Source organism: Nocardia sp. GTS18 (assembly GCF_013839555.1).
Classification (GTDB): Bacteria; Actinomycetota; Actinomycetes; order Mycobacteriales; family Mycobacteriaceae; genus Nocardia; species Nocardia rosealba.
Genome location: NZ_JACBIU010000009.1, coordinates 42,888 through 54,711, shown reverse-complemented (window position 1 = coordinate 54,711; position 11,824 = coordinate 42,888). Strand labels below are relative to the sequence as shown.

Here is an 11,824-nt window from a genome sequence, read left to right as displayed (position 1 = left end):
GCGTCAGCGAGTGCGGCCGTACCGATCGGCGAGACGCGCTTCCGTAGTGCTCTCCTCAGAAGTCGAAGCAATCTGATCGGACACCTCGGGCCCACCCTCTCCACGCTCCCGCCGCCGAGCCCGCATTTCAGCGAACACGAAATACCCGAGCCCGAGCGGAGCCATCACACCGAAGGCCAGCCATTGAAGGCCGTAGGACAGATACGGCCCCGCATCCAGCTGTGGAAGGGGAACAGGCGTGAACGCCCCCGGCTGCCCCTCGGCAAGCTGAAGATAACCACCCTTATCGGTCCCGGTAGGGATTGCCGTCAGCGGGATACCGAGAACAGTGGATTCCTGAGTGGTGTCGACGGTATACACCTGGCGGAACCCGTCCTGCGTGCTCGGCACTTTGTCCGGGACGACCCCTTCGGACGCACGGACCCGCGCTTCGATGCGCTGAGTCCCACCCGGCGGTTCGGCAATCGCAGGCGGCCGCGTCCCGTCGACAGCCGCGACCAGACCACGGTCGACGAGCACTGTACGACCATCATCGAGCCGAAACGCGGCGAGAACCGCATACCCCGGCGCACCGTCCAGGTGGCGCAACCGGACGAGCACCGTCGAATCCGGCAGGAAGGTCCCGGTGGCGATCACCTTCCGCCACTCGGTATGGGTACCGGGATCACCGGCGAGGATGTCGGTAACAGCCACCGGCTCGGCCTGCACCGAGTCGGCGATCAACTGATTACGGTGCTCGGTGCTGCTGTTCTTGTTCAGCTGCCAAGGCGCGAGGATCGTGAAACACAGGTAGGCGAACGCGACTACGACGAGCGCCAGAATCAGCCAGCTCGGTCGCAGCAGAAAGGTGAGTTTGCGCATCAGCGTCGCGCGGCGGCCGGGTCGCGGGCCTCGAGTTCGGCCCGCACCCAGTCGAGCAGGCCGGGGACAGCGGCCTCGATCTGGTCGCGGACCAGGTCGAAGTCGGTCTGGTCGCCGTAGTACGGGTCGGGCACGTCGACTCCGTCGGCGGCGGGGTCGAAGCTGCGCAGCAGTCTGCGCTGTTCGGTGGGGACGCCTCGGTGGGCGAGTTCCCGGTCGTGGCTGGTGTCGAGCACCACGATCAGGTCGGCGTCGCGATGTTCGTCGCCGAATGTGGCGGCGATGTGTTCGGCGGCGTACCCGGCGTGGCGCAGGGTCGCGGCGGTGCGCGGGTCGGCGGGGTCGCCGACATGCCACGATCCGGTGCCCGCGCTGCTCACCCGCACGCGGTTCGCCAGACCGGCACGGTACAGATGCGCTTCGAACATCTTCGCCGCCATCGGCGACCGGCAGATGTTCCCTGTGCAGACGAAGGTCATGTGCAGCTCTCCCACGGCTCCCATTGTCGCCGGTAGGGCCGAGGCGGCGCCACGTAGGGTGTTCAGTTGTGTTCGAGGACTCGGTCGACCCCGCGATGCTGCGCCACCACGGCGACGTGGAAGCGCGCCCGGGCATGCTCGATTTCGCGGTGAACGTCCAGGGCACCGCCCCACCGGCCTGGCTACGCGACCGCCTCACCGCCCGCCTCACCGACCTCGGCCGCTACCCCGACGCAGGCGAGGAACTCGCCGCCCGCACGGCCGTCGCCGCCCGCCACGGCCGCACCCCCGACGAAGTCCTGCTGCTGGCAGGCGCCGCCGAAGGCTTCGCGATGCTGCCCCGCCTGCGCCCCCGCCTCGCCGCCGTCATCCACCCGTCCTTCACCGAGCCGGAACTGGCCTTGCGTGAGGCAGGCGTTCCGGTGGCCCGCGTCGTCCTCGAACGTCCGTACACCCTCGACCCCGCCCAGGTACCGGAAGAAGCCGACCTGGTCGTCCTGGGCAACCCAACCAACCCCACCTCGATCCTGCACCCCGCCGAAACCATCCAGGCCCTGCGCCGCCCCGGCCGCATCGTCGTCGTAGACGAAGCCTTTGCCGACGCGGTCGCCTACCTCCGAGCGTCGGCGGGTTCGTCGACTGCACGACCCGAGGTCGGTGGCGCCGCGACCCAGCGTGTAGTGGCCGGTGGCGCTGCGCCCCTGAGTGCGGATGCCGACGCAGTCCCCGGTGCGGTACGTCCGAAGGGCATCAGTGGTGAACTCGAGTCGCTGGCCGGGCTGAGCGCACCGGACGTCCTGGTGCTGCGCAGTCTCACCAAGACGTGGGCGCTGGCCGGTCTGCGCTGCGGATATGTACTCGGTGCTCCCGAGGTGCTGGCCCGGCTGACCGAGGGTCGCCCGCACTGGCCGCTGGGCACCCTGCAGCTCGAGGCGATCCGTGCCACCGCCGAACCCGCCGCCGTCGCCGAATCCCACCACCTCGCCCAGCGCATCGCCGCCGACCGCGACGCCATGATCGACCGTCTCACCGCGCTCGGCATCGACGTGCACACCCCGGCCACCGGCCCGTTTCTGCTGCTGCGCGTCACGGACGGCGCCCTGGTCCGCAAGCATCTCGCCGACCGAGGCATCGCCGTCCGCCGCGCCGACACCTTCCCGGGTCTGGGCCCCGACTATTTGCGCGTCGCCGTGCGCGGCCGCGACGAGGTGGATCAGCTGATCGACGGGTTGCGGGCCGCGCTGTGGTGATGCCGATTCCTCACGGGGGCCTTGTGCGATCAGGGCGAACGAATGTCGAACCTGCCCACGACGGCGCAGGTCTCAGCGGAGCGAAGGAGGCGGCGGTGACCGACCTGGCCGAACTGATCGGGGTGCTCGACGCGGCGTACCCACCGAAACTGGCCGAATCGTGGGATTCGGTCGGCCTGGTGTGTGGTGATCCGGCGCAACAGGTTTCGAAGGTGCTGTTCGCCGTAGACGCCACTGCCGCCGTCGTAGACGAGGCGATCGCTTGGGGCGCACAGGCTTTGGTCGTGCATCACCCCCTGCTGCTGCGCGGCGTCGACACCGTGGCGGCGAATACCCCGAAAGGCGCCCTGCTGCATCGGTTGATCCGCTCCGACTGCGCACTGTTCTCCGCGCACACCAACGCAGATTCCGCCGACCCCGGCGTCTCCGACGCGCTCGCCGCCGCCGTCGGCCTCACCGTCACGGGCCCGCTCGACCCCAAACCGGTTGCCCCGATGGACAAGTGGGTCATCCAGGTGCCGCAGACCCACACGGCCGCTTTGATGTCGGCGCTGTTCGCGGCAGGCGCGGGAGCGATCGGCGACTACCGCGAGGCGGCCTGGTACACCTCCGGTACGGGCCAGTTCCTGCCGGTCGACGGCGCGAACCCGGCCATCGGCGCGGTCGGAACCGTCGAGACCGTCACCGAGGACGCGATCGAGGTCGTCGCGGCGCCGTCCGCGCGCACCGCTGTCCTCGCAGCCCTGCGCGCGGCCCACCCCTACGAGGAACCGGCCTACCACGTCACCGAACGCGCACCCCTGCCGTCGTCCCTCGGCATCGGCCGCATCGGCGAACTCGCCGAACCCGAGACACTGCGCGAGTTCACCGCCCGCGTGGGCAACGGTCTACCGCGCACCGTCTGGGGTGTGCGGGCCGCGGGCGACCCCGACCGCACGATCAAGCGGGTGGCCGTCTGCGGCGGTGCGGGCGACTCCTACCTCGACGCCGCCATCCGCGCGGGCGTCGACGCCTATCTCACCTCCGACCTGCGCCATCACCCCGTCGACGAACACCTCCGCCGAGGTGGCCCCGCCCTCGTCGACGCCGCCCACTGGGCCACCGAATTCCCGTGGTGCGCCCAGGCCGAATCCGTCGTCACCCGGGCGCTGCCCGCCCTCACCACCCGCGTGTCGACCCTTCGCACGGATCCGTGGACGGTCACGGGCTGAGTCACCGCACCCCGCTCGGTCGCGGATCCGGGTCATGGCGTGTTCGCCTCGTGCGGCGCGGTACGGTTGATCGATCCATCCGTCCACCGTGTTCAGGAGTTCGTGCCCGTTGAATGTCGAACCGTCGGTCCAGTCCAAGCTGTTGCAGCTCGCCGCTGTCGATGCCGAGCTGACGCGGATCGCGCACCGGCGCACCGCGCTGCCCGAGCAGCAGGAGGTCGCGCGGCTGGCGGCCGAGCGCAACGGCTACAAGGACGCCGCGGTCGCGGTCGAGATCGGCATCGACGACCTGGATCGTGACATCCGCAAACTCGAGGGTGAGGTCGAGGCGGTGCGCAAGCGCGAGGACCGCGACCGCGCCATGCTCACCGCGGGCTCCGTCGCCGCCAAACAGCTGTCCGAACTCCAGCACGAACTGGGCAGCCTGGAACGCCGTCGCGCCGTCCTCGAGGACGAACTGCTGACCGTGATGGAGCAGCGTGAGGCGATGGCCGCCGACCACGACCACGCCGGTGCCCGGCTCAGTAAGGCCGACCAGGACCTGGCCGACGCCGAACGCCTGCGCGACGAGGCGATGGCCGACCTCGAGGTCGCGCAGCAACGGTGCGAGAACGACCGCGCCGCCCTGATCGGCCTGTTCCCCGGTGAACTGCTCGCCGTCTACGACAAGCAGCGCGCCGCCCACGGTGTCGGTGCCGCCCTGCTGCAGGCCCGCCGCTGCGGTGCGTGCCGTATCGAGATCGACCGCGGTGAGATGCAGCGCATCGCCAAGGCCGCCCCGGATGCGGTGGTCCGCTGCCCCGAGTGCGGCGCGATCATGGTGCGCACCAAGGAATCCGGACTGTGACCGCTGGGCCGGTTGGTGTGCGTGAGGTGATCGTCGAGGCCGACGGTGGTTCACGTGGCAATCCCGGCCCGGCCGGTTACGGCGCGGTCGTCTTCGCCGACGACCATGTGCGCGTGCTGGCCGAGCGCAAGGAATACGTCGGCGTCACCACCAACAATGTGGCCGAATACCGTGGGCTGATCGCGGGTTTGGAGGCCGCGACCGAACTCGGTGCGCGGGTGGTGACGGTGCGCATGGACTCCAAGCTCGTCGTCGAACAGATGTCGGGCCGCTGGAAGATCAAGCACGCCTCCATGATTCCGCTCGCCGAACAGGCACGCCGGTTGGTGGCCGGTTTCGAGCGCGTGAGCTTCACCTGGATCCCGCGCGCCGAGAACTCCCACGCCGACCGGCTGGCGAACGAGGCGATGGACGACGGCGCCCTCGTCGGCACCGTCCGCGAGTCGCTCGCCGCGGGCTACGCACCGGGAGATCAGGTCGCCCTCGGCGCGGCGGATGATCGAGCCGCAGCTGAGGTGGAGCCGAGCGTCGTCGCCGGCGACGAAGCATCGACTACTTCGGGCGTAACCGTGACCCCGGCCGGCGACAAGGCCGCTGTCACACCGACGGGCGAGCAGGTGGCTGTCACGCCGACAGGTGAGCAGATCGTCGTCGCTGGCGCGGACAAAACGGAATCGCCTGCCGCCCAAAAGGTTTCCACCTATTCCCCGGGCTGGACCGGCGCCATCGGCCGTCCCACCCGCCTGCTCTTGTTGCGCCACGGCCAAACCGAGCTGTCGGTGCAACGCCGCTACTCCGGCCGCGGCAACCCGCCCCTCACCGACCTCGGCCGCGAACAGGCCGACCGCGCCGCGAAAATGCTTGCCGCCAAAGGCGATATCGCCGCCGTCGTGAGCTCACCGTTGCAGCGGGCTCGTTCGACTGCCGAGGCCGCCGCCACCGCACTCGATGTGCCCCTGCGCATTCTCGACGGCCTCATCGAAACCGACTTCGGCCAGTGGGAAGGACTCACCTTCGCCGAAGCGGCACAGCGGGATCCGGCGCTGCACGCGGACTGGCTTGGCGATCCGTCGATCCCCGCGCCCGGTGGCGAGAGCTTCGACCAGGTGCGCGAACGGATCGAGGGTGTGCGCCGCGACCTGGTGGCGCTATATCCCGGCGAGAACGTCGTCGTGGTCAGTCACGTCACCCCCATCAAAACCTTGCTGCAGCTGGCGCTCGGGGTCGGCCCGTCGCTGCTGTACCGGTTGCATCTGGACCTGGCGTCGCTGTGTATCGCCGAGTTCTATCCCGACGGTGGCGCTTCGGTGCGCCTGGTCAACGACACTTCCTATCTCTGAGGTGGCCCCGTGTCACCCGGGCGCGGTACGGTCGCCCGGGTTCGCGATGCGCGTCACGTCGACGCATAGCCGGTCGCGGCCGTCGAGAAAGGTACTTGATGAAGTTTCTACGGATGGCGGCGTTCGCGGCGGCCATCGCGGGGGCGCTCACCACGTCTGCCGGTGTAGGCAGCGTGTCGGCTGATCCGAGCGTGGTGCTCGGTGCCGGTTCGGGCATCGTCTTCGACAACAACTCCGGCTGTTCGCTCACGGCCATCGGCCACGACAACGCGGGCCGGCTGGTCGGTCTCACCGCCGGGCACTGCGCGTCGACCGGTGCCAAGGTCGGCGCCGAGCAGGCGCTGCACGCGGGCGTGATCGGTACCGTCGCCTTCTCCGACGACGGCGACTACCTGGATTTCGCTGTGCTGCAACTGGATGCGTCCAAGGTGGTGCCCACGCGCACGATCGGCCAGACCACCGTGGCAGGCCTCGGCCCCGCACCGGCACCGGGCTCCACCGTGTGCTCCGACGGCCGGACCAGCGGCCGCAGCTGCGGTGTGGTGTGGGGTGAGCTCGAGGGCAACTCGATCAACCAGTACTGCTCGCAGCCGGGCGATTCCGGTGGCCCGGTCGTTGTCGGTGACCGGCTCGTCGGCATGAACCAGGGCAGGCTCACCGGCCTCGGCCCCGTGGACTTCGACGTGCCGTGCACCAACGGCGCCAACCCGATCCACTCGCCCGCCTACTTCCAGCCGATCGAGGTGATCCTCGATGTGGTGAACCGCGCGGGTGGGGTCGGCGCGGGCTTCCAGCCGATCTGATCGCCGCACGAAACGCTCAGGGGCGCAGCATCATCACGATGCTGCGCCCTTTTCATGCGTTGTCAGGGGCGCAGGATCGACACCAGGAAGTCGGTCTGGTCGCGCACGACCTGTTCGAAGACGTCGTCGAAGTACACGTCGAAGTGGCCGACCGGGTATTCCTTGACCACCGCGTGTTTGGTGCGTGCGGCCGCCTTGCGGGTGGGGCCGGACGGTGCGACGGAATCGTTCTCGGCGATCGTGTACAGCACCGGGACCTTCAGCGACTTGGCGCGTCGGCCGGGAGCGTCGAACAGGGTGGAGAAAGCTACGCGGGCACCGACTTTGGGGTCGTAGGTCGAGCTCTCCTCGGCGAGCCTGCCGAAGCCTTCGGGCACATCGGAAGCACTCATCAGGGCGGCGGCGCGTTTACGGCCCGCCAGGCGGATGCGAATCGGCTTGCGGCGCAACGGGCCCAACAGCAGATCGGTCATGGCGACGGTCGCCACCTTGGTCAGGCTGATCGGTCCCTTCGCCCGCGCCGACGCCCAGCCGCTGGTGAACGGCACCTGGGCGACCACGGCCGCCAGGTAGTCGTCGTCGGGAGCGACGGAAAGCACGTGCCCACCACCGAAAGACGTGCCCCACAACGCGATCCGGGTGGCGTCGAAGCCGCGGATGCTACGCGCGTAGGCGATCGCGGCCTTCCAGTCCTGACGCTGCCTGGCGATATTGAGCACCTGGCGGGGCGCACCCTCACTGGCGCCGAAATGCCGATAGTCGAAGGCCAGCACCCCCATTCCCGCCGCGACGAACCGCCGCGCATACCGATCCAACCCCATCTCGCGGGTCGCCCCCAGCCCGTGTCCCATGATCACCAGCGGACGCGGCCTCGGCGCACCATCGGGGAGGTAGAGCCATGCGGCGCATTGCTGGTCACCCGATGGGAAACTGACGTCGACACGTTCCATGACTGATAACCGTACCGAGTACCATGGCGGAGCGGACGAGTCGGCCGGGCGACCGCGGTGACGGGAACGGGCACATCGGTGTCGCCGCCCGCCACCGAGGAAAGTCCGGACTCCACAGAGCAGGGCGGTTGTTAACGGCAACCCGGGGTGACCCGCGGGACAGTGCCACAGAAAACAAACCGCCGCACAGCAATGTGCGGTAAGGGTGAAACGGTGCGGTAAGAGCGCACCAGCGCCCCGGGTGACCGGGGCGGCTAGGTAAACCCCGCCCGGAGCAAGGTCGAAGGCCGCACCGGCAACGGTGCGGCTGCGCAGGTGTTCGAGGGCTGCTCGCCCGAGCCTGCGGGTGGACCGCTCGAGGCACCCGGCGACGGTGTGTCCAGATGGATGGTCGCCCCCCGGCGCGAGCCGGGGACAGGATCCGGCTTACAGGCCGGCTCGCCCGCCCAGGAAACGACGAAGGCGGCGGTCCCGTACGGGACCGCCGCCTCGTCTGTCCGGGGACTTCAGCACATCAGCTTGGCCATGTCGTAGACCGCGCGCGCTTCCTGCTCCGTGGCCGAAACGGAGCCGTTGGTCGAGCTCTTCACGATTCCGGCGATGGTGTCGGCCTCGGCCTTGCCCGCCTTGATGTCGGAGCACGTCTGGTTGAGCACCCCACTCACCGCTAGGTCGTCACGGTCGGCGGCCAGCTTCGGGAAAGCGTTGCGATAGCTCACCACGAACATGCCGGCCTTACCGGGATCGACCTGAACGGCCGGGGTGGTGGTGGTTGCGGGGGCTGCGGCGGTGGACGAGTCCTCGCCGCAACCGGTCAGAAGCAGGGCGAAGACGGCGGTGCCTGCCGCGAGGGCGGCGGTAGTTCTACTCACGCAGCGGGATGCTAGCGGCCCAGGAAACAAGGCGCCTCCCGTCAGGTTAACGGGAGGCGACATGTTGATTCGTGTGACAGTGAGTCAGGCCGGGTTGATCATCAGCACCTGGGCCCAGTAGGTGGCCTGGTCAGGCCCGAGGATCGGCAACAGGTAATCGTAAATCAGCGACGACATACGCTCGGAACTCCCATTTATCGACGTGGGTGCAACACTTTTCCGGCTTGTGCCGGATGTGCCGTCGCCACAGTAACAATTCGTGCGAGACGCGCGACGGGGCGGTGAATATGCGCGGGAACTCGTCGGGAACGTGAGCGAGGTCATAGAGTGTTGCCCGTCGGCAGGGCCCGTTGTGCGGGCTCACACATCGATCGCGGAAGCAGGTCACATTTCCATGCGGGTAGTTCGTTCCATTGTCGCCGGTGCATTGATCGCCGGAGCCGCCGCGGTGCTCACCTCGATGGGTGCCGGTTCGGCGGGTGCGGTCGCGGTGACCCCGCTGCCCGGCGGGGTCCAGGTCGACCTGAGCCCGGCCGATACCGCCTGGGTGCACCAGAACAAGTTCGGCCGGACCGTGGCCGGTCTGCCGCATCCGTCGGCGGCCTCGTTCGGTCAGGCGCTCGACGCGGCGGCCGCCGTGTCGTCGTCGGTGCCGGGTGGCCGGGTCACCTTCACCGTGTACGGCCCGTTCGATCAGCTCAACGGCACCATGCTGGCACTGCAGTAACAATCGCTACGCTGCCAGGATGGAACTCCATCAGCGGATCGTCTCGGCGCCGGTAGATTTCGGCGCCATCCGTTCCGAATTCGGGCTGGCCTCGGACTATCCGGCCGAGGCTGTCTCCGAGGCCCGCGACGCGGTCGACGCGTTCGCGGGCACCCGGGTGGACCGCACCGACCTCGAGCTGGTGACCATCGACCCACCGAGCGCCATGGATCTGGACCAGGCGCTGCACCTCGAACGCACCGCGACCGGTTTCACCCTGCACTACGCCATCGCCGATCTCGGCGCGGTGATCGTGCCCGGCGGTGCCCTTGCCCGCGAATCCGAATCACGCGGCCAGACCTTCTATCTCCCCGACGGCACCGTGCCGCTGCATCCGCCCGTGCTGTCGGAGGGGACCGCGAGCCTGTTGCCCGGTGTCGACCGGCCCGTCGCGCTGTGGACCATCGAACTCGACAACGACGCCGCGCTCCTTCGTTTTTCGGTCGAGCGTGCCCTGGTGCGCTCCCGTGAACGCTTCGACTACCAGCAGGTCCAGGCCGCCGCCGACGCCGGAACACTGCACCCCTCGCTGGCCGCGCTGCCCGAATTCGGTCGGCTGCGGATCGAGGCCGGTCTCGCGCGCGGTGCGATCTCGCTGCGCCTGCCGGCCCAGGACGTGGTGCGCCACGGCGACAACTGGCGCCTCGACCTGGAACCGCGCACCGCCGCCGACGACTGGAACGAGCAGGTCTCCCTGCTCACCGGGATGTGCGCGGCACGAATCATGCTCGATCACAAGGGGACCCGGCTCGGTCTGCTGCGCACCATGCCGCCACCGCCCGACTCCGCCGTCGCCTCGATGCGCCGCACCGCCGCCGCCCTCGACATCGCCTGGCCCGACGACCTGCCGGTCGGCCGCATGCTGGCGGGCCTTGACCCCAACACTCCCTCCGGGCTGGTCCTGATGTCGGAGGCGACCACCCTGCTGCGCGGCGCCGGCTACACCCTGCTCGCCGACCTCGACGACCCCACTGCCGACCAGCTGACCCACAGCGCCATCGGCGCCCCCTACGCTCACGTCACCGCCCCGCTGCGCCGCCTGGCCGACCGCTTCACCACCGAGATCTGCCTGGCGCACTGCGCGGGCACCGAGGTACCGCAGTGGGTGCTGGACGGCCTGGCGCCTGCCGCGGAAACCCTGCGCCGCACCGATTCGCTCGCCAACAAGGTCGACCGCGCGTGCGTCGACCTCACCGAGGCCACCATCCTCGGCCCGCGCGTCGGCACCGACTTCGCCGCCCTGGTCCTGCGCGAGGCCAACGGTTCGCGCGACGCGGAGATCTTCGTCGCCGAACCCCCGATCCTGGCGCGCTGCGCGGGCAAGCCACCGGAAGGCGAACGCGTCTCGGTGCGCCTGCGTACCGCCGATCCCACGACGAGAACCATCGAATTCGCCTATACCGCCGATGGGAACGGCGCGCCCGCCGGCATCGAGTGAGCCCTGGCGCGCGTCGAGGTCGACGCGCTGCCGACGTTTTCGAACCCGCTGCGACCGATGGGGCATCGATCCTGTACGGCGGCACAGCCTTTCGGTCGACACTCAGTTCGGCATGCCGTGGCCGGTGTCGTGAGTGACAGCCGGGTTCGCCGGTGGTCAGTCGGTCGAGATGAACGCCGCGGCAGCGGGATAACCCGCGATGGCCCGGCCCGCCGCGGCTTCCTCGGTGTCGGCGAGGAGTTCGTAGACGGTGGCGTCGGTGGAATCGCCTGCGGCGGCGAGGATGGCTGCGCGGGATTCCACGGCGTCGCGGTGGTCGCCCAGGACCGATTGCAGGCGTTTGGCGCGGGTGCCCAGGTCGGTGGCGTCGGCGCCGAGAACCTCGCCCGCAGCTTCGCAGGAATAGCGTAAACGCTTGGCGCCTTTGCGGATGTCGTGCAGCAGTTCCACGCGGTCGGCGGGGGTGGCGCTCGGCTCGGCGAAGACCAGTTTGCGTAGGCGTTTGCGGTCGCGGCCGAGCACGCGCGCGAACACGTCGTCCGCGTCGTCGCCGGCGAGGGAATCGTCGAGCGGGGGATCGGTGCGCCACGTGGTGAGGACCTCGCGCAGGGCCGCGTACCGCTTACCGTCGAGAGCGGTGAGGATCTCCTCATGGGCCTGGGCGTAGGCGTCGTCGGCGGCGCCGACGAGGCGGCGGGTGACCTCGGTAGGCACCTCGCCGAACCCGTCGAGCAGTTTCGCGAACCGCTCACCTCGAACCTCCGCGTCGCGGGCGACCCCGAGCAGTTCCGCGAGCCACTTCAGCTCCGTCACCGTCTCGGCGGCGGCGTCGCTGTCGAAAAGCTTGCGGTAGGAACGCAATACGCTGCGCAACCGGCGCGTGGCCACCCGCATCTGGTGCACCGAGTCCTCGGCGTCGGCGCGGACATCGGGTTCGGCGGCGAGCAGCCGGTCGATGTCCTCGCGCAGCGCCGCGACGACGGCGGGTCCGGCTTCGATCGCCATGG

At 69.4% G+C, this 11,824-nt stretch carries 12 protein-coding genes and 1 other RNA gene; 8 read left to right on the top strand and 5 right to left on the bottom strand.

Annotated elements, in window-relative coordinates; all coding sequences use genetic code 11:
- Positions 1 to 3: 3 nt before the first annotated feature.
- Both HYG95_RS11515 and HYG95_RS11510 read right to left on the bottom strand, forming a co-directional pair.
- The gene (locus HYG95_RS11515) at positions 4 to 861 is read right to left on the bottom strand and encodes an SURF1 family protein (protein WP_181697974.1); all 858 of its coding nucleotides are present in this window, start codon (positions 859 to 861) and stop codon (positions 4 to 6) included.
- On the bottom strand, positions 861 to 1,364 hold the full coding sequence (locus tag HYG95_RS11510) for a low molecular weight protein-tyrosine-phosphatase (RefSeq protein WP_181697973.1): 504 nt from the start codon (positions 1,362 to 1,364) through the stop codon (positions 861 to 863). Before HYG95_RS11510 ends, HYG95_RS11515 begins: the two co-directional genes overlap by 1 nt.
- A gap of 44 nt (positions 1,365 to 1,408) precedes the next feature.
- On the opposite strand from HYG95_RS11510, the gene cobC reads away from it, so the two are divergent.
- The 5 genes from cobC to HYG95_RS11485 all read left to right on the top strand — a co-directional run bounded on the left by cobC (position 1,409) and on the right by HYG95_RS11485 (position 6,791).
- Positions 1,409 to 2,590 (top strand): Rv2231c family pyridoxal phosphate-dependent protein CobC, encoded by a 1,182-nt coding sequence (gene cobC, locus HYG95_RS11505; RefSeq protein WP_181697972.1) that lies wholly within the window; start codon positions 1,409 to 1,411, stop codon positions 2,588 to 2,590.
- A gap of 95 nt (positions 2,591 to 2,685) precedes the next feature.
- Positions 2,686 to 3,801, top strand: coding sequence for a Nif3-like dinuclear metal center hexameric protein (locus HYG95_RS11500; protein WP_181697971.1), 1,116 nt, complete (start codon positions 2,686 to 2,688; stop codon positions 3,799 to 3,801).
- A gap of 109 nt (positions 3,802 to 3,910) precedes the next feature.
- Positions 3,911 to 4,648: a zinc ribbon domain-containing protein gene (locus HYG95_RS11495; RefSeq protein ID WP_181697970.1), complete on the top strand. Its 738-nt coding sequence runs from the start codon at positions 3,911 to 3,913 to the stop codon at positions 4,646 to 4,648.
- A gap of 17 nt (positions 4,649 to 4,665) precedes the next feature.
- On the top strand, positions 4,666 to 5,988 hold the full coding sequence (locus HYG95_RS11490) for a bifunctional RNase H/acid phosphatase (protein WP_181698043.1): 1,323 nt from the start codon (positions 4,666 to 4,668) through the stop codon (positions 5,986 to 5,988).
- A 98-nt stretch (positions 5,989 to 6,086) separates the two neighbouring features.
- Entirely contained in the window at positions 6,087 to 6,791 is a 705-nt protein-coding gene (locus HYG95_RS11485) for a S1 family peptidase (protein ID WP_243749924.1), read from the top strand.
- 62 nt (positions 6,792 to 6,853) lie between these two features.
- Here the strand turns inward: HYG95_RS11485 and HYG95_RS11480 are convergent, their stop codons facing one another.
- Positions 6,854 to 7,741 carry an alpha/beta hydrolase gene (locus tag HYG95_RS11480; RefSeq protein ID WP_181697969.1) on the bottom strand — a complete coding sequence of 296 codons (888 nt, stop codon included), beginning with the start codon at positions 7,739 to 7,741 and terminating at the stop codon, positions 6,854 to 6,856.
- Between the two features lie 36 nt (positions 7,742 to 7,777).
- Here HYG95_RS11480 and rnpB point away from each other — a divergent pair.
- Positions 7,778 to 8,186, top strand: an RNA gene (rnpB, locus tag HYG95_RS11475) — RNase P RNA component class A.
- A 61-nt stretch (positions 8,187 to 8,247) separates the two neighbouring features.
- Here the strand turns inward: rnpB and HYG95_RS11470 are convergent.
- Positions 8,248 to 8,613 carry a hypothetical protein gene (locus tag HYG95_RS11470; protein ID WP_181697968.1) on the bottom strand — a complete coding sequence of 122 codons (366 nt, stop codon included), beginning with the start codon at positions 8,611 to 8,613 and terminating at the stop codon, positions 8,248 to 8,250.
- A gap of 394 nt (positions 8,614 to 9,007) precedes the next feature.
- On the opposite strand from HYG95_RS11470, the gene HYG95_RS11465 reads away from it, so the two are divergent.
- Together HYG95_RS11465 and HYG95_RS11460 are read left to right on the top strand one after the other, a co-directional pair.
- Positions 9,008 to 9,340, top strand: coding sequence for a hypothetical protein (locus HYG95_RS11465; protein ID WP_067487308.1), 333 nt, complete (start codon positions 9,008 to 9,010; stop codon positions 9,338 to 9,340).
- A gap of 19 nt (positions 9,341 to 9,359) precedes the next feature.
- A complete protein-coding gene (locus HYG95_RS11460; RefSeq protein ID WP_181697967.1) occupies positions 9,360 to 10,817 on the top strand; it encodes an RNB domain-containing ribonuclease in 1,458 nt (485 codons plus the stop codon).
- A 156-nt stretch (positions 10,818 to 10,973) separates the two neighbouring features.
- Here the strand turns inward: HYG95_RS11460 and HYG95_RS11455 are convergent, their stop codons facing one another.
- Entirely contained in the window at positions 10,974 to 11,822 is an 849-nt protein-coding gene (locus HYG95_RS11455) for a CHAD domain-containing protein (RefSeq protein ID WP_181697966.1), read from the bottom strand.
- Between the last annotated feature and the right edge of the window lie 2 nt (positions 11,823 to 11,824).

What these genes read in the sequence shown, in the direction of transcription:
- HYG95_RS11485 (WP_243749924.1), top strand. Translation starts at nt 6,087, where the DNA reads ATGAAGTTTCTACGGATGGCGGCGTTCGCGGCGGCCATCGCGGGGGCG.
- HYG95_RS11515 (WP_181697974.1), bottom strand. Translation starts at nt 861, where the DNA reads ATGCGCAAACTCACCTTTCTGCTGCGACCGAGCTGGCTGATTCTGGCG.
- HYG95_RS11465 (WP_067487308.1), top strand. Translation starts at nt 9,008, where the DNA reads ATGCGGGTAGTTCGTTCCATTGTCGCCGGTGCATTGATCGCCGGAGCC.
- HYG95_RS11480 (WP_181697969.1), bottom strand. Translation starts at nt 7,741, where the DNA reads ATGGAACGTGTCGACGTCAGTTTCCCATCGGGTGACCAGCAATGCGCC.
- HYG95_RS11510 (WP_181697973.1), bottom strand. Translation starts at nt 1,364, where the DNA reads ATGGGAGCCGTGGGAGAGCTGCACATGACCTTCGTCTGCACAGGGAAC.
- HYG95_RS11455 (WP_181697966.1), bottom strand. Translation starts at nt 11,822, where the DNA reads ATGGCGATCGAAGCCGGACCCGCCGTCGTCGCGGCGCTGCGCGAGGAC.
- HYG95_RS11460 (WP_181697967.1), top strand. Translation starts at nt 9,360, where the DNA reads ATGGAACTCCATCAGCGGATCGTCTCGGCGCCGGTAGATTTCGGCGCC.